The sequence below is a fragment of the Archangium minus genome, assembly GCF_044360475.1.
GTDB lineage: Bacteria > Myxococcota > Myxococcia > Myxococcales > Myxococcaceae > Archangium > Archangium minus.
Genome location: NZ_CP043494.1, coordinates 8,757,144 through 8,773,261, shown reverse-complemented (window position 1 = coordinate 8,773,261; position 16,118 = coordinate 8,757,144). Strand labels below are relative to the sequence as shown.

General features: G+C 67.6%; 18 protein-coding genes and 1 pseudogene. 6 read left to right on the top strand and 13 right to left on the bottom strand.

Going from position 1 to position 16,118, the window contains the following annotated elements; genetic code table 11:
* The first annotated feature begins 79 nt into the window (after positions 1-79).
* Positions 80-445: a hypothetical protein gene (locus tag F0U60_RS35615; RefSeq protein WP_395806512.1), complete on the top strand. Its 366-nt coding sequence runs from the start codon at positions 80-82 to the stop codon at positions 443-445.
* A gap of 1,166 nt (positions 446-1,611) precedes the next feature.
* Here the strand turns inward: F0U60_RS35615 and F0U60_RS35610 are convergent.
* Positions 1,612-1,917, bottom strand: coding sequence for a hypothetical protein (locus F0U60_RS35610; RefSeq protein WP_395806511.1), 306 nt, complete (start codon positions 1,915-1,917; stop codon positions 1,612-1,614).
* Positions 1,917-2,129 (bottom strand): hypothetical protein, encoded by a 213-nt coding sequence (locus tag F0U60_RS35605; protein ID WP_395806510.1) that lies wholly within the window; start codon positions 2,127-2,129, stop codon positions 1,917-1,919. The genes F0U60_RS35610 and F0U60_RS35605 overlap by 1 nt, the downstream gene beginning before the upstream one ends.
* Positions 2,130-2,172: 43 nt before the next feature.
* Between F0U60_RS35605 and F0U60_RS35600 the strand changes: the two genes are divergently transcribed.
* Positions 2,173-2,589 (top strand): hypothetical protein, encoded by a 417-nt coding sequence (locus tag F0U60_RS35600; RefSeq protein WP_395825605.1) that lies wholly within the window; start codon positions 2,173-2,175, stop codon positions 2,587-2,589.
* 182 nt (positions 2,590-2,771) lie between these two features.
* On the opposite strand, the gene F0U60_RS35595 is transcribed toward F0U60_RS35600, so the two are convergent.
* From F0U60_RS35595 to F0U60_RS35580, 4 genes and pseudogenes are all read right to left on the bottom strand, one after another.
* The gene (locus F0U60_RS35595) at positions 2,772-3,227 is read right to left on the bottom strand and encodes a hypothetical protein (RefSeq protein ID WP_395806509.1); all 456 of its coding nucleotides are present in this window, start codon (positions 3,225-3,227) and stop codon (positions 2,772-2,774) included.
* Entirely contained in the window at positions 3,224-4,456 is a 1,233-nt protein-coding gene (locus F0U60_RS35590; protein WP_395806508.1) for a hypothetical protein, read from the bottom strand. The genes F0U60_RS35595 and F0U60_RS35590 overlap by 4 nt, the downstream gene beginning before the upstream one ends.
* Positions 4,446-4,667: pseudogene (locus tag F0U60_RS35585) on the bottom strand (hypothetical protein); the annotation flags it as partial. The gene F0U60_RS35590 and the pseudogene F0U60_RS35585, both read right to left, overlap by 11 nt.
* 642 nt (positions 4,668-5,309) lie before the next feature.
* Entirely contained in the window at positions 5,310-6,149 is an 840-nt protein-coding gene (locus F0U60_RS35580) for a GNAT family N-acetyltransferase (protein ID WP_395806507.1), read from the bottom strand.
* A gap of 138 nt (positions 6,150-6,287) precedes the next feature.
* Here F0U60_RS35580 and F0U60_RS35575 point away from each other — a divergent pair, with 138 nt between their 5' ends.
* The 3 genes from F0U60_RS35575 (at position 6,288) to F0U60_RS35565 (ending at position 8,753) form a co-directional block, all read left to right on the top strand.
* Positions 6,288-7,055: a hypothetical protein gene (locus tag F0U60_RS35575; protein ID WP_395806506.1), complete on the top strand. Its 768-nt coding sequence runs from the start codon at positions 6,288-6,290 to the stop codon at positions 7,053-7,055.
* Positions 7,052-8,527, top strand: coding sequence for a MopE-related protein (locus tag F0U60_RS35570; RefSeq protein WP_395806505.1), 1,476 nt, complete (start codon positions 7,052-7,054; stop codon positions 8,525-8,527). The genes F0U60_RS35575 and F0U60_RS35570 overlap by 4 nt, the downstream gene beginning before the upstream one ends.
* Positions 8,528-8,621: 94 nt before the next feature.
* A complete protein-coding gene (locus tag F0U60_RS35565) occupies positions 8,622-8,753 on the top strand; it encodes a hypothetical protein (RefSeq protein WP_395806504.1) in 132 nt (43 codons plus the stop codon).
* On the opposite strand, the gene sseA is transcribed toward F0U60_RS35565, so the two are convergent.
* Positions 8,750-9,598: a 3-mercaptopyruvate sulfurtransferase gene (sseA, locus tag F0U60_RS35560; protein WP_395806503.1), complete on the bottom strand. Its 849-nt coding sequence runs from the start codon at positions 9,596-9,598 to the stop codon at positions 8,750-8,752. The genes F0U60_RS35565 and sseA overlap by 4 nt on opposite strands.
* Before the next feature lie 158 nt (positions 9,599-9,756).
* Here sseA and F0U60_RS35555 point away from each other — a divergent pair, with 158 nt between their 5' ends.
* Positions 9,757-10,524: a hypothetical protein gene (locus tag F0U60_RS35555; protein ID WP_395806502.1), complete on the top strand. Its 768-nt coding sequence runs from the start codon at positions 9,757-9,759 to the stop codon at positions 10,522-10,524.
* A gap of 124 nt (positions 10,525-10,648) precedes the next feature.
* Here F0U60_RS35555 and F0U60_RS35550 read toward each other — a convergent pair whose 3' ends face one another.
* From F0U60_RS35550 to F0U60_RS35525, 6 genes are all read right to left on the bottom strand, one after another.
* Positions 10,649-12,310, bottom strand: coding sequence for a methyl-accepting chemotaxis protein (locus F0U60_RS35550; RefSeq protein ID WP_395806501.1), 1,662 nt, complete (start codon positions 12,308-12,310; stop codon positions 10,649-10,651).
* A gap of 128 nt (positions 12,311-12,438) precedes the next feature.
* Positions 12,439-12,672 (bottom strand): helix-turn-helix domain-containing protein, encoded by a 234-nt coding sequence (locus tag F0U60_RS35545; protein ID WP_395806500.1) that lies wholly within the window; start codon positions 12,670-12,672, stop codon positions 12,439-12,441.
* Positions 12,673-12,881: 209 nt separating this feature from the next.
* Entirely contained in the window at positions 12,882-13,586 is a 705-nt protein-coding gene (locus tag F0U60_RS35540; RefSeq protein ID WP_395806499.1) for a LytR/AlgR family response regulator transcription factor, read from the bottom strand.
* Entirely contained in the window at positions 13,583-14,620 is a 1,038-nt protein-coding gene (locus tag F0U60_RS35535) for a sensor histidine kinase (protein ID WP_395806498.1), read from the bottom strand. The genes F0U60_RS35540 and F0U60_RS35535 overlap by 4 nt, the downstream gene beginning before the upstream one ends.
* A 9-nt stretch (positions 14,621-14,629) precedes the next feature.
* A complete protein-coding gene (locus F0U60_RS35530) occupies positions 14,630-15,508 on the bottom strand; it encodes an alpha/beta fold hydrolase (RefSeq protein ID WP_395806497.1) in 879 nt (292 codons plus the stop codon).
* A 138-nt stretch (positions 15,509-15,646) separates the two neighbouring features.
* On the bottom strand, positions 15,647-15,976 hold the full coding sequence (locus tag F0U60_RS35525) for a putative quinol monooxygenase (protein WP_395806496.1): 330 nt from the start codon (positions 15,974-15,976) through the stop codon (positions 15,647-15,649).
* Positions 15,977-16,118: the final 142 nt, after the last annotated feature.

Sequence of the window (16,118 nt, the reverse complement as noted above, 5' to 3'; positions counted from 1 at the left end):
CCCCGGCGGGCTCGCCACCAGCGAACTCCCGTTGTACTTCTCGAACATGTGTGGGCTGAGCGGGCCCCGAGGAGGATGCATGCCGATCACGCGAGAGGAACTGCTTCGAGTCGTGCAGGAGGCCGGTCTCGTCATCAAGCACCTGGGGTCGTGGTCGCGGTGCATGGACCCGGCGCATCGGCGCGACACACACCGACGGCTGTACATCGCGCACGCTTGCAATGCGGATGGGCACCCCAAGGTCGACCTCAGCCGCTTCTCGCTCCAGCATCCGGCGGTCCTCCAGCGCAACCCGGAAAAAGCGAAGGACCACAAGGGAAGGGTGATGGGGGCGCTCGACTTCGAACGGCCCGACAATGAAGTGTGGGATGCTGTCCGACAGGCCCTCCGGGCCATCCGCGAGCAGCCGGCGCTATTCCCCGGACTCATAAGGGACGAACCGTAAAGGGCCGCATCCATCAGGGCGGGACGCGAAAGCCTCTGCGGTACACAGGGGCGTCACCATGTGCCGTCAATGTGCCGTGCCGGCGCGGATTCAGGGGGGATGAGGTGGCACGAGGTGGGACAGGGCGGGATGACGAACTCGAGTAAAATCAAGGGGATGGCGGTTAAAGGCGCGTCCTGCTTGAGGTTTTCCATCCCCCCGTGTTGGGTTCGAATCCCGCCCTGGGCACTCCGAAAGAGCCTCCGAGTCCAAGTGACTCGGGGGCTTTTTCATTTGCCGTTCTGGGTTGTAGCTCGACTGTAGCTACTGGGCCTCGTCCGATGGCAGTGCGCATCCGGCCGGCGGCGTCGACGGATGCCGGAGATCCACCTTCAGCTTCGCCACTTCCGTGCAGAGGGACTCCCAGAGGAGCGTCGTGTAGAGGAGCACGATTCGGCCTGTGCGTGACCCAGTCGAGCTTGTCCCGGTTCGCCCCGTCCGCCAGTGCCAGGCTGATGAAGGTGCGGCAGGTGTCGTGGACCTGCCGGCCTCGCATGCCAAGCAGCCCGAGGTCCTCCAGTAGCTGCGCGTGGACGACGACGGGTCGCGCCGGTGCTCTCCACGCCAGGAGGGCACGACCAGGTCGTCAGCCGTGGACGATCGCCCCTGCTTGCGCTGCCATCCCTCCTGGCGCCATGCCTCAAAGACGCAGGCGAGTACGGGGTCGACCGGCACCTCGCGGGGCGCTCCGTCTTCATTCCCTTCTCGCGCCGCTGCTTGCGGTGGAAGGCCCTGGACACCCGAGCGGCCGGGCCGAGGCGTCCCATGCGTTCCACCGCAGGACTACCGCCTCGCCGATGCGCATGCCGGTGAGGAAAAGGAATGCGGTAGAGGACGCGCCGGTCCTCCGGAAGACGCGCATCCGAGAGCAGTGCCTCCACCTCCTCGCGGGTGAAGACTGCGGTGGAGCGCCACTCCGGATCCTTGTCCACCTTCGGGGAGGTCCCCCTTCTTGAGGACGCACGGGTTGCTCTCGATGAGCTCGTCAGCGAGGGCATTCTCGAACATCCGGTGCAGTAAGCCGTACACGTGCCGCACCGTGCGGGGCGCAAGCTGCTTCTTCGTCGGTCCGATGCTCGTGCGGAGCTTGCGGATGAGGTCTCGGACATGGCGCGTGCGCACATCGGTCAGCGGGAGATGACCAAGGTTCTCGGTATGGCGTGGCGCTCGAGGCGGGTGCGGTCGTCCCAGGCGCTGCTTAGGCCCCGCTCTTCCCGCTCGCGGACCCAGCGCTCGAAGTAGCGGCGGACGGTGAGACCCTCGAGCTGCGCCGCCTCGTGGGTGAGGCTCGCGGCCACCTTCCGCTCGACGATGCGGAGCAGCTCGCGCGCCTCGTCCTCGCGGGTGAGGCCGGTCGACTCCTGGACGCGCGTGCCGCTGCTGTCCCGGTAGGCCATCCAGTACGTCTTGCCACGCAGGTACACGGTCCCCATCAGGGACGCTCCTTTCTTACGGGTGGTGTTTGGGTGGAGGCGTCAGAGGCGCGCCGCGCGAGGCGGCGGGTGGCTCCCTCTTCGAGGGGAAGCGCGGTGTCGGCCGGGGAAGGGCCGCGCTCCAGGCAGCTGAGGAGCTGGTCCTTGCGGATGCTCCACAGCCGTCCAGTTCGGAGGCAGGGGAGGTGCCCGCTCTGGACCCATGCTCGCACCGTGGTCGCGCTCACCTGATCGAGGGAGGCCGCGTCCTTGACGGTGAGGAATTCGGTATCCGGCTGGACAGCACCACGCGCCTCCGCGGGAGCGGCGCGTACCTCCTCGCGCACCGCCCGGTGGACCTCGTCACGAGACTACCGCCTCACGTCGAGGCTGGGCGATGGCGGACAGGGGCTCGTCTTCAAGGCCGAGCGCGCGGGCCGCTTCTTCGTCATCAAGTTCTTCCAAGCCCGCGAGCTGGATGCATGGGGCCTCATGGAGGTGTCCAGCCTCCAGAAGTTCAAGCACCCCAACATTGTCCGCGTCCGTGGCTACGACCGTTGGCCGGATCCGGACCACGGCTACTTCTATATCGTCATGGAGTGGGTAGACGGCCTGACGCTGGAGCAGTACGCCCTCCTCTCCCTCTCTGGAAACCCGAGCCCATTCTCCCTGGCCCAGCCGGAGGTCTCGTGATGGTGGGAAGTCAAGGCGACCAAGAAACAGGCCCAGGGCGCCTACACCCCGACGCTATGGGACGCCGACAGGCGCGCCGTTACTCTGGAGAACGTGACGTTCCCCGAGTAGGAGCCCGCCGGGGCGGTCTCGAAGCTAGCTTCGGTCACCGACGCAACCAGGAATGACACTGGTCGCCGGTGCTATGCATTGTTCATCGTGGCAACCATCTTCAGTGCATTCCAGAAACCGAAGAACGCCGCCCCTTCCTCAAGCTCTAGCTCCACCGTCTCTCCTCTTCGGAGCAGAATCTTCAGTCGATTAAGGGCCAGTTTTCCGTCTGGGCTTGAGGCCAGGGTTCCGTTGACGTGAGCGGCATCCACCGTCGCGCCTTCAATCTCGCTCCAGGGAAGATGCAGGATGCCGTCAGGTCTCCAGGTTATGACCTGCTCAGTAGTGAGTAGCACCCAATGTTCTGGATCTCGAAAGTGCGAAAGCACCGGGAGTTCCCCGCCCCGAACGGCAGCCATGTTGAGCAGGTTCGTGCGCACCTCCGCCGGGAAATCGTCGAAGGGGCGAGTCCACGTTCCTTCGCTCCCTGAGCGATAGAATTTCCGAAGGAGCCTCTGGCGCCTCGCCTCTGCGCTGAGACCAGTCATGGCAGCAACTCCTTGTCCAATTCAATTGTGTCTTTGTTGATGAGCCGAAACGTGAACCCAAAGCGCTGCGCAATTGCTGGGTTCAAAAAGCCCTGATTGATCACGGCATGTCCCGTAATGCTCAGGCGAGTGGCGCCGGCGGCGCGCGCTTCAGCCTCAAAGGCCGCTACCAATTGTCTCAAGGATGCTGCTCCTTTGGCCTCTGCCTCGATCAGCAAGATATTACGCTGGAAGGTCTGGCCAACAAGCCCCTTGTTCCCGAAGATCCGGAAGCCGTTGAGCCTCTCGGGTGGCAGTCGGGTTGCTTGCTGAAGAAGTTCCTCTGCTGCTGGGCGCATCTGCCCTTGCGGTGCCTCCGAGGTCCCAGTGCCGGGCCCACCTGCCTGCTGGACGATAACGGCCGCCCACGGTCCACCACGCAGTACCGTAGCCGCCTTACCCACTGGCACCACGACGCACTCCACCATCAGCGCCCCATCGGCCGAGAGGGACAGCATCGGCACGGTGGCCTCCGCGCCTGCAAGGGCCCCCCGCAGCGTGCTTGTCGTGCTCCCAACGGCACCAAAGGTGACGATGAGGTGGGTCGTCAGCTTGGAGACCGCCTTCACCTGCTCGCCCCGAGTCATGTACCGGAAACGCTCGAGGTACTCGGGCGAAGAGGCGATGAGGGCCGCGACTCCCGCCGGGAGGTGTTGCAGCGCCGCGATGCTGTCCAGCGGGCGCGTGAGCAGGTGGCCCATGGCATGGTACAGCTCGACGAAAGCCTCCTCCGCGCCATCCAGCGAGCGGCCGATGTAGTCGGCATCGTCGTACACCTCGGCCAGCCCGGGCCCTTCCATGACGGGGCGCAGTTGCACATCCGCCAGCCGGAAGACCCACCCATTGACGGTGTAGAAGCGCCCGAGCTCGAAGGCTCCAGCGCGGAAGGCTTCCTCCTTCCACTCCACCGGCCCCACCTTCTGTTGCGTGCGTCCGTTGAGCGTCCAGGCCAGGTAGCCATCCGGCCGCAGCACGGCCACGCTCTTGAAGCGCTCCACGCGGCGCAGCAGCTCCTCGCGGGAGACATCCCCTCCCTCCAGCATCTCGCCCGCCAACCCAGAGGAGGCACTCGGGTTGCGGTCCAGAAGCATGCCGCGTCCCGCAGGTGGCGTCACTGTGATGCAACCGGTGGACAGCACGACGGCCCCGAGCACCAGGGCCACCCACTTCCGAGTCATCTCAGCGGGCATGGTCCACCCCCAGGCCCAGGGACGCGAAGGCGCCCGGGTGCAGCGCCCCGTCCGGCGCCGGGAACAGCAACGTGCCGCCTTGGCCCACCGCGTACAGTCACCCGCCAAAGCGCCAACGCACCTCGCCCGAATACAGGTAGCGCGCCCCCGGCCTGCCCACTCCGGTGGCGAGCGCGCTGACGGCCACCTCCACGCGCCGCTCGGCCAGCTGCGCCGCGGCCCAGCTTGAGAGCACGCACCACCTGGCCCCAGTCCGAGAGGTTGTCCCAGTCCTCGCGGCGCACCCACCCGACGCCCTGAGTTCCGCCACCCAGCCGCAGCCGCACCGGAGCGCCCAGGTTGACGCCGAGCTCTTCGCCGCCGTCCAGCACCAGCATGGGGGTTAGTTGGACATAGCGCTCCACGCCGCCCGTCCCGCCACCCGGCAGCAGCGCAAACCCGGTGGCCTCCAGGCGTGCCGGGTGGTGCAGGGGTCTAGCCGAGGATGCTGGGAGCGGTGGCTCCATTGCCCCATCGGGCGGGTTATCGGGCCCTTCCGCCTGAGAGAGGAGCAGTAGCACCAACAGCGTGGACATCATCAGCGCCTCCGATGGATGACGCCTATTCTATCGGGCGGCACTGTCAAATCCGGACAGACTGGACAGCGCGGGCAAAAGGCGCCTCGTGTCGTAGGGTCCGTAACCCAACCGCAAGGGTCACCTGGATCAGCTCGATGCACCCCAGTGCCGAAGGCGAGCGCATGCTACTTCGCACGAGTCAGATCCCACTTCGCAGGAGTCGTCGCGACTGCGCCGCCTACTGAGCACACTCTGCACCGGCAGGACGACGAGCAGCTCACCACCGGTCGGAGCCGTCACCCCAGGGCCTGGGCCGCGATGGCATGGAGGTACTCCCTTTTGCCCGGGGCCTGAGTCCCATGCAGCAGCATCATGGGCGAGGGGGCGTGCCGCTCGAGCCCGAGCCCTGCTACCCACTCGCTCAGTCCGGTGAACCGTGGAGGAATGTCTATCCGCACGGTGCCCTCGAGGCCTCGCAGCAGTCCGGCCGCGAGGCTCCGGGCGAGCGACTCGTCCTCGGCGATGAGGGGACCCACCATGGTCACCTCGTGATTGGGCCAGGCGAGGCCGTAGCCCACCACGTGTCCGCTCCGCTCAGCCACGAGCGCGCGCAATGCCACCCGATGCAGGGCCTGGAGCAGGGGACGCCGGGGCGCACCGAAGGCGCCAGCGTCCAGCGCGGCGACCGCGTCCAGATCCTCCCCGGTCATCGCGCGCACCTGCGTGTCCGGGACGGTCAGCTCCAGCGGCTGTCGGGCGAGCCGCCCTATGTGCTTCACCACTTCCCCGACCTGGACGAAGCCCAGCTTCTCGTAGAGGGGTCGGCCCTGATCCGTGGCGAACAGGAGCGTGGCGCTGGGGCCGATGTGCTCGAGCGCATGTTCCATGAGGTGCCGTCCGAGTCCCTGCCGCCCATGGGAGGGTGACACCACCATCATTCCAATCGAGGCGGCCTCGCGCCCATAGGGCGTGATGAGCACCGTGCCCGCGAGCCCACCTTCCGGTGAGTCCACGCCGAAGCCGATCCCCAGCTCGAGGATCATCCGCCACTTCAGCTCTTCCGCCGGCCAGTCGCGTTTCACTGCCAGCTCGAGACAGGCGGGCACGTCATCCAGGGTGAGCCTCCGAATGAGCATGCGATCGTCTATACCACGCGATGTGCTGGAGCCTCAGTCGTTGGTGGCTGGCCCCTGCGGCGTTACAGCATCGGTGACAACTGCACCATGTTGTCGGAACGCCTCGCAGCCCGGAGCCAGGTGGTATCTTGCGCGCCCATGAAACTGCGAATCGTGCTCGGCCTCGTGCTGATGCTGGCGTCGCCAGCGTGGAGCCAGCCGTCGGCCTCTACTGCCTCGGACTTCGAGCGCCGCATGGCGGCGGCGGCGCGTGCCTACGAGGACCTCGACTACGAGCATGCGCTCGGGGAGTTCGAAGGCGCCAGCGTGCTCGCGCGCGACGATGGAGAGCGGGCCCGGGTGGCCATCTACCGGGGCCTCGTGCTCGGGGACCTGAGGCGGCGCCAGGAGTCCCTGGCGGCCTTCCGCGCCGGCCTGATGCTGCGGCCCGATGCGCGCCTCCCGGTAAAGGTATCCCCCAAGGTGGCGCGCGACTTCGAGAACGTGCGCCGTGAAGTCCAGCGTGAGCTGGCTCGCAACCCTCGCCCCCCGTCGGACGCGCCGCGCGCGGTGCCGGACGCGAAGCTCGCGCAGACGCCAGCTCCCGCGCTCGTCCCCTCCGCTGGGGCGGAAGCGGAGGTGCGCACCTCTCGCTCCACGCAGGTGCTTCCACTGGCGCTGCTGGGGGCGAGCGCGGTGCTCGGCGGCGTGGGTGGCTACTTCGGCCTGAAGTCACGCGGCAACGTCAGCGACGCGCGCGCGGCCGCCTTCTACAGCGACCGGCAGGCGCACCTGGACAGCGCGCGGGGACAGGCGCTCGCGGCCAATGTCCTCCTGGGGGCGGCCGTCACCGCCGCCGCGGGGGCGGCCATCACCTGGTTCCTCGCGGACAGGACGCCGTCGCCGCGGGCGGAGGTGTCTCCATGAAGCGCGCCGTGGCTGTGGGACTCGGGTTGCTCTGCATCATCACCTGCACCGTGCCGGACATCGACGAGCTCGAGGCCGAGCGCCCGAGTGGCTGCGACGCGGACCATCCCTGCCAGGTCCGCGTGCTGCTGTCCTACGACGGCTTCCGTCCGGGCTGCGTCACGCTGCGGCTCGCGGACGCGGAGGCGTCCTCGAAGACGCTGGAGCTCCCGGTGGAGCCTGCGGTGTTGGCGGGGAAGGGGACCCGCGAGGTGGGCTTCATCCACAGGGTCGACTGGAGCCACTCCGTGGTGGTGACGGCCTCCGCACGCGAGCGCTCGTGTGACGGACAGGAGGTGGCCACCGCGACGGCCCGGGTGGACGTCCCCGACAAGGGGACCGTGGAGCTCTCCCTGGACCTGAGCGCGCGCGACGAGGATGGGGACGGCTACGTGAGCACCGCCTCCGGGGGCACGGACTGCGACGACCGCTCCGCCTCCATCGCAGCCGGCCTGGAGGAGCGCTGCGATTTCCTCGACAACAACTGCGACACCCTCGTGGACCCGGAGCCCGTCTGTGCCGGCATCGACTGGAGGCTGACACCGACCCTCAGCGGAGTCGTCCTCCGGGACGTGGCCCCTCACGCGCGCGGCCGGGCCTGGTTCGTGAGCGACAACAGTGGCGTGCTCGCCTACGTCAGCCGCGAGGCCGACGGCGGCTTCGACGTGCGGCAGTTCACCGACTGCCAGGGGGCGTGGTCCACCGCCTGGGCGCGGCCGAGCGACGGGCGTGTCTTCGTGGGCTCCTGGCTGGGTGAGCTCGCCACGCGGACGACCGCCGCCGGGGGGCCCTGCACGCGGACGTCCTTCGACGGGGGCGGCGCGGCCATCCAGGACATCGTGGGGTTCGAGGGAGACGGGGGCACGACGCTCTACGCGGTGAGCGAGTCCGGGGACATCCTCCGCTGGGACTACCCGGCGGACCCGGTGCGGGTGGCGCACGTGGACGCGGATCTGCGCTCCATCCACGGGCTCGACCCGCGGACGCTCATCGCCGTGGGGTCGGCCGGGGGCAATGTGCCGGTCGCCTACCACGCCAACCCCGATGGTGGCACGTGGCTGCAGGAGCCGCTGCCGCCGTCCCTGGAGGGGCAGTACGCCCTCTGGTCCGTGCACGTGGTGAGCCCGGGCCTCGCCTACGCCTCGGGAGACCAGGGGCTGTTGCTGGAGCGTGAGGGGGGCACGTGGACCACGAAGCTCCGGTACCCCATCTTCGTGGACGGCGGTGTCTCCCCGGACATCCTCGACGTGGTGTCCTTCGGGAGGGGCGCCGTCCTCGGACGTCTGGACACGGATGACATCGTCCGCTTCGACGGGAGGCAGTGGACGGACGTCCGCAACGGCAGGCAGGGCTTCACGAGTCTCGAGGCGCTGTCATCGGACGAGGTCTGGAGCGTGGCCCAGGACGGCACCGGCTTTTACCGGGGGCCGTAGCATCACCACCATCTCCCCGCGTGGGCCCCTCCTCGACGAGGCGCGCTACAAGCTGTGCTGCGCCCAATGTGGCGGCGACCTGGACGGCGGCAGCATGTTCAATCACGAGGGCCGGGTGATCTGCCTCTGCAAGCGGTGCGTCGAGGAGGTTGAAGCGATGAGCCGTCAGGAGAACGCGGCTCGCACGCAACCACCGAAGAAGAAGTGGTGGCAGTTCTGGAGCTAGCCCGGGCCGGTGACGATCGGCGTGTCGGGCAACCCGCCCCATTCTGTCCAGGAGCCGTCGTAGACCGCCGCGCGCGTCCGACCGAGGCGAGCGAGGGCCAGGGTCAGGATCGACGCTGTTATCCCCGAGCCGCAGGTCGTCACGATGGGACGATCGAGGTCCACGCCCGCCGACTCGAACACCTGAGCCAGCTCGTCGGCCGGCAGCATCGTGCCATCCGGTGCGATGACTCGGGAGGAGGGGACGCTGCGCGCGCCCGGCATGTGGCCCCCCCGTAGTCCGGCACGCGGCTCGGGGGCCTCGCCGGTAAAGCGGTTGGCGGGACGGGCGTCGACCAGTTGTTCACGGCCGCTGGTGATCGCGCGCAGGACCTGCTCCTTGTCGCGCACCAGCTCGGCGGTGAAGCGCGGCAAGAAGGAGCGCTCCTGCGGAACTGGCTCGCCCTTCTCGATGGGTCGTCCCTCGGACATCCACTTGGGCAGGCCGCCGTCCAACACCACCACGTTCTCGTGGCCCATGACCCGGAAGGTCCACCACACCCGCGCGGCCGAATGCACGCCCTTCGCGTCGTAGACGACAATCCGCGCGTCATCGCCAATCCCCAGCGCCTGGACGCATGAGGCGAACCTGGCGGGGGAGGGCAACATGTGCGGCAGGTGGCTGTCGGTATCGGCGATCTCGTCGATGTCGAAGAACACCGCGCCGGGGATATGGGCCAGGGCGTATTCGCGTCTGGGGTCGCGCTGGTCGGCGGGCATGAACCAGGTGCCGTCGACGACCTTCACGTCAGGGTCCCCGAGGTGCTCTTGCAGCCAGGCGGTGGTGACGAGCGGATCTTGTGTCATGTGAGACCTTTCAAAGCCAGCGAGGCGTCGAAGAGTAGCCCACCCGCGGGGCTCCCCGACGCTTCTTGTCCGCCTCTATACTGGGCCGTATGTCGCCCCCAGAGGTCGGAGTCAGCGCTCGGAGTCGGGCGGCATCACAACCAGACAGAGGGGGAACCATGCACAAGAGGATTCGTCCGTCATTGCGGGGGTCGGGAGTTGCCGTACTGCTGACGGTGAGCACATGCCTCTGGCACACCACCGCCGCCGCGCAAGCTGTTTCCGACAACCCGGTGTCGGGCAGCGACTTCAAGTACCCGGCCGACTGCTCACTCAGCTCGGACTGGGAAGCCGCGATACGCAAGACCACTGAAGCGCTGATAAACAGAGAGGGCTTGACCCTCACCTGTCTGTCCACGGCGGGAACATCCCTCCATTATGACTCTCCCGAGGAGCGCCAGGCTCTGGTCGTCAAAGCGGGACCCCATTCCTACCGGTATGAGGTCCGCCATCAAGGCACGGATAAGCAGCGGGAGTCCTTCGCCATCGGAGCGAAAGTCTTTCGCGTGGTGGCGCGCGACGATCCCTTTGGAGGTTGGCTCGAACAAGAACACCAGGCGTTCGAGCTCAAGTGGGGCAATGAGCGTTATCTCGTCCTGGCCAATGGGCTGGGCTCGGTCTCTGGCTCCGCTTCGAGACTTCGCTTCTTCTATATCTTCCCGCTCGATGCGAAAGGCAGACTCAGTCGCGCTCCGATCAAGACCTGGGCAACGGACTTCACCCATTCGCTCTTCGGTGCCCTGGGCGAAGGTGGCGGCGTTGGTTTCCTGGCGCTGAGGCGTGATTCCGGGCCGGACAATCACCACTTCAAAGCGGAAGTCTTCAGACTCACGCCGCAAGGTCTTCAGACGACGGGGACGAAGAAGGAATTCGAGCTCTCGCCCTGAGGGTCGAGCGTGTGTCCCGTTCCCTTGCCGATCCCCGGTTTGGAGGCGGCCGAAGCTTCTGACGGGCTCTCAGGGAGTCGAAGAGCCCGGCGTAGGTCACCGAGATGGATTGGAAGTGCCTGGCTCAGTACACCGCCTGGTTCCCCGTGGGGGCGCGCACCAGGACGGTCGGAGGGGAGGGGGGAGTGGGCCTCTCCCGCGGTTTGGGGACGACGGGCCGGGGCGGGTCCACGTGCACATGAAAGAAGGCGACCAACTGCTGCAGCGTGTCGGCCTTGGCGGCCATCTCCTCGGCGGTGCTGGCCAGTTCCTCGGCGGCCGAGGCGTTGCGCTGCGTCACCTCGTCCACCTGCACCATGGCGCGATTCATCTGCATCACGCTCGAGGACTGCTCCCGGCTGGCCGCCGCCACCTCCTGGACCAGCTCGGCCGTCTTCTGGATGGAGGGGACGAGCTCGCCGAGCAGGTGCCCACTGCGCTCGGCCACCTTCACGCTGTTGCCCGCCAGGACCGAGATCTCCTGGGCCGACTTCCGCGCCCGTTCGGCGAGCGTTCGCACCTCGGTGGCGACCACGGCAAAGCCCTTGCCGGACTCGCCCGCGCGCGCCGCTTCGATGGCCGCGTTCAGCGCCAGCAGGTGGGTCTGGTAGGCCATCTCTTCGATCACGGTGGTTTTCTCCGCGATGGCGTTCATCGCGGCCACTGTCTCCCGCACCGCCTGGCCGCTCTCCGCTGCCTGGCGCGCGCCCTTGAGCGCCAGTTGCTCCATTTGGCGATGGCTCTCGCTGTTCTGGGTGAGGGTGGCGGACATCTGCGAGAGGGAGGCCGTGGTCTCCTCCACGCTGCTGGCTTGGTCACTGGTTCCCAGGGAGAGGGACTGGCTCGCGGCGGAGACCTGCGCGGAGGCCCCAGCGAGCGCGACCGCTCCCCCCCGGACCTCGCCAATGACCTGCGCCAGCTTCTCCGACATGCGCTTCATCACGGACAACAAGCTGCCCTCACGGGCATCTTGGGCATCGATGGGGGTGGCCAGGTCTCCCTCCGCAACCCGGCGAGCGATCTCCGCCACGTGGTCCGGCTCGCCGCCCAGCTTCTGGAGGATGCCCCGCGTGAGCATCGCGCTGAAGAGCAGTTGCACGGCGAACGCAGCGACGAGCACGAACAGCAGCGCCAGGCATCGCTTGACCTGCTTCACCTCACGCTCGACGGCCGCGTGCGTGCGCCTGTCGAGCATCGAGAAGAACTCCTCGATGGGTCGCATGATGGCCGCCTTGTTCGCGTGGTAGGCGTCATCATGCATGAGCCGCGCCGCCAGGGCGGAGTTGGGCTCGCCACGCAGGGTGAAGCCTCCGCGGCCGTCGTCGAAGAGCCCCTTCACTGCATTCATGGCGATGGACTCGGTCCGGACGAGCGCGTTGGAGTTGTGTTGCGCCTCGGCGAGCTTGCCGAGCTCCTCCTGGGTGAACCCCAGGTCCTCCATCATTTGGATGAGTGAAATGCGCCGGCCATCGGGGCGCGGCTGCTCGCCGTTGCGGATCGCGAGCACGTCCCAATACATGCGCTCGTACCGGGCCTCGCCGGTGACCACGTAGGTGCGCGCGAGCCGCGTCAGGTCATCGGACGACTGACGGAGCTCATCGGCTACCTGGTAGGAGGCATAGCGGACGTACTCCTGTTCCCGGGCCCGCTGCGCCCCTTGAAACAAGAGGACGGAGACCCCGACGAGGGAGAGGAGGAAGACGGTGTATAGGCAATGGATGATGATGAGAGACTTCTTCACAGACATCGCGAACTCCAAAGGTGCGTCGCGCAAGAGCAATCTCCACGCCAGCGTGTCGGCGAGGACAACTCCTCGGAATCGCGACGCACCGCGCTCACATGGATGGTTCCGGTTCGGAGCCCGGAGTCTGGATTCTAGAGTTTGGGCGAGAGGCCCAGGTATTTAAGCTTTTGGTTCAGCGAGCTGCTCCAAATGCCGAGCAGCCTGGCCGCTCGCTCCACGTTTCCGTCCTCGGTGGCCATCACCTGCGCGATGTGGCGGCTCTCCACCTCGCGCAGGGTCAGGTCCCAGCTCCGGCTCACCCGCAGCGGGTGTGCCGTGCACTCCAGGTGCGCCGGGGGAGGGCATGAGCACCCGCGAGAGCGCATGGTTGAAGTGCGGATCGCCTGGCCGCAGGGCGGCGGCGGACGAGAGGCGCTCGGCGCGTGGGGCGGCTCCGCCGACCTTGCCCCGCGATGCTCCTCCCCAAGTCGGTGGAGGCTGTCGAGGCCGGGACCTACTCGTCCGTGGCGGCGGATGTGGAAGGGCTTGACGACTCGCCCGCCCTGCCCAAGCCCCAGCGTTCGCCTCTTTTGACTCAGAGGCTCATCCGCTCGCGGAACTTCTGGGATTGGCGGCGGGACATCTCCACTTCCCGGCCACCCTGCAGCCGCAGCACCAGCCGTCCCCCGGGCCCTAACTCCACGGCCTCCACCCTGCGCAAATTGACGAGGTGCTGGCGGCTCGTCCGGAAGAAGCGCTCCGGATCCAGGTGCTCCTCCAGGTAGTTCAGCGAGCGCGCGAGCAGCGGCTGCTTCCCGGGCAGGTACAGCCGGGCGTAGTTGCCCTCGCTCTCGAAGAGGGGCACGTCCGCGAGCTCCACGAACCAGCAGTGCTCCCCGTCCCGGACGAACACCCGCTCCAGGTGCTTGCGCGGCGTGGGAGCCGGTGGCTCGGATACCGTGGGCAGCCGCTCGAGCGCCCGGGCCAGCCTCGCCGGATCAATAGGCTTGAGCAGATAGTCGAGCGCGTTCACCTCGAAGGCTCGCACGGCGTGCTGATCATATGCCGTGGTGAAGATGACGCGCGGCACGTGCTCCAGCCGCCCGAGCAGGTCGAAGCCACTCCCGCCCGGCATCTCGATGTCCAGGAAGAGCAGGTCCGGCGTGAGCGCCTCCACCTGCCGCGCCGCCTCGTCTGCGTTGGCGGCCTCGCCCACCACCTGGATTTCGGGGAACGGCGCGAGCAGCCGCTTGAGCTCGGCGCGGGCCAACCGTTCGTCATCCACGATGAGCGCTCTCATGATGGCCACGGTATCTGGATGCGTGCGGCCGCGCGATCCGGCAGGGAGAGATCCAGCTCGAGCTTCGCGCGCTCGCCGAAGAGGAGGCGCAGCCGCTCAGAGGCATTGGTCAGGCCCACGCGGCTGCCGCTGCTGCGGCCATCGTCTCGCAAAGGACGGGGATTGCCGACCTCCAGGAGCAGCAGCCCGCCGTGTTGGCGCGCCACGATGGAGAGCTCGCCGCCCTCCGTCAGCCGCGCGATGCCGTGCTTGATGGCGTTCTCCACGAGCTGCTGCACCAACATGGGAGGAATGGGCGCGGGCAGGCACGCGGGCTCCACCTCCATGCGCACCCGCAGCCGCTCCTCCAGGCGGAGCTCCTCCAGCGCCAGGTAGTCGCGCACCACCTGCAACTCCCGCTCAAGGTTCACCGTCTCGCCCTCGGCCGACAGCGCGTAGCGCAGCAGGTTGGCGAGCTGGGTCACCGCCTGCTGGGCCCGGCCTGGGTCCTCGGCGATAAGGGCGCGCAACACGTTGAGCGAGTTGAAGAGGAAGTGCGGGTTGAGCTGGGCCTCGAGGTGGCGCAGTTGCGCCGCGTTGGCGGCGGCCTCCAGGCGCAGCGACTCCAGCTCGGCGCGGCGGGTGCGCTGGACGAAGTGGATGCCGAAGTAGAGGAGCTGCCAGCCGAGGAACACCACGCTCCAGTTGAACACGGAGATGAGCCAGGCAATGGGGAGCCCTCGGGGCGCGTCCGGCCGGAGGAGGTGCCCAACCAACCCCCCCGCTCCATTCACGACCAGGCTCAGAAGGAGGCTCGCGGCCACCATGCGCGGCGCCAGCGCAGCGGGGCCAAGCCGCTTCCATTCATGAGCCACCCCGTGGCGCAGGAGATGGGTGAGCCCCAGCGCCATCGCGCTGAAGCCCACCGCGAGCCCTGCCGCTACCCCCGGCTCCCGGGAGCGCGAGCCGAAGGCCAGTGCGTTCAAGAGGGCGTACAGCGACCAGCCCAATCCCTGGCAGACCCAGTAGGTGCGCGAGGTGCGCGGTGGCGACATGGTGGTCTCTCAGAGGAAGGAATCCATCTGCTGCATCAGCCAGCGCGGATCATCCCACATGATGAAGTGCCGGGCTCGGTCTGCCAGGACAATGCGCGCGCCGGAGAGCCCCGCATACTGCGAGTGGAATGACTGCTCGGCGGCGGCTCGGGTGGCGCCAGGGGTTCCGGCCCAGCTCCCCATCACCAGCACCGGGGCGTGGATGCGGCCCAGCGCCGGGCGGAGGTCCGTGGTCATCATCTCGTAGAACGCCTGGCCGAGCGTCCGCCCCTCGGACTTCATCGACCAGTCCAGCGCGACTTCCACCTTTGCTGGGTCGGAGATGAGCGTGGGCAGGACGCGGCGCTGGTAGGCGCGGCGTTGATCCAGCGGCTGGCTCATCAGCATGTTGCGGAAGCCGAGGGCCATCTCGTTCAAGGAGCTTGGAGTGGCCGAGGGATCGTTGACGGCCGGGAGGAAGGGCAGGCTGTCCACCACGACGAGCTGGCCCACCGCCTCGGGGTGCTCGGCCGCGAGCGACAGGGCGATGACTCCACCCATGCTGTGACCCACCACCACCGGCTTGTCGAGGTGGTGCGCCGCCACGTAGGCCGCGAGCTGCTCACGGACGAGGGGCATTACCGTGCTCTCCCCGCTCCCCGAAACGCCCGCGAAGCCGGAGAGCGTGAGGACGTGGCACTCGAAGCGCTCCTGGTAGTGGGCGACGACCCCGTCCCAGACCGCTCCCGACGAGCCGAAGCCTGGGATGAGGATCATCGGCCGGCCGTGGCCGCGCACGTCCACGCGGAAGGCGGTAGGCGAGCCCGGCTCGGCCCGCACGGCCTGACTGCCCGTGGTACAGCCGATGCCGACGAGCAGCAGGAAAGCGGAAAGGATGAGCTGACGCATGGAGTTCTCCCTCTGGGGCCGTGGGGTGGCCCGGCGAGGGAGAAGGTACGGGCGGCGCGTCCCGGGACGTCCGAATCGTGATGAGCGGTTTCTGGGGCGGATGAGCGGCGAAGCCCCCGGGTGGATGGCGCGGCCCGTTCAGTCCGCGAAGACCTTGAAGTCCCCGCGCAGGGGTTGCCAGAACTGCACCTGGCGGGGTTCGCGCAGGAGGTCTGGCAGAGCGGCCTCGTAGGCCGCGCGGTAGTCCCGCTTCATCTGGACGTCCCTGACATCGGCCAGGTCAGCCCAGGTTTCGTAGATCATGAACCGGGTGGGGTCGGTCGCGTCACGATGAAGGACGGCGTTGATGAAGGTCTTCTCGTGTCGCATGGCATCCAGCAGCGGTGTGAGCAGGCTCAAGAATTCGTCCTGGCGGCCCTCCTTGGTGTGAAGTGACACAACGAAGACGACCTTTCCCGAAGCGTTCATGACGTCCCTCCATCCATTTCTCGGACCGTGACGCCGCACCCGGCCGGCCCGTCAGACTTGGAGGCACCAGACCATCAAACCTGGGGGATTTCGATTACGTTGGAGGTAAAAGCCCGGGACGCAGCAGGGACGAGGAACCGAG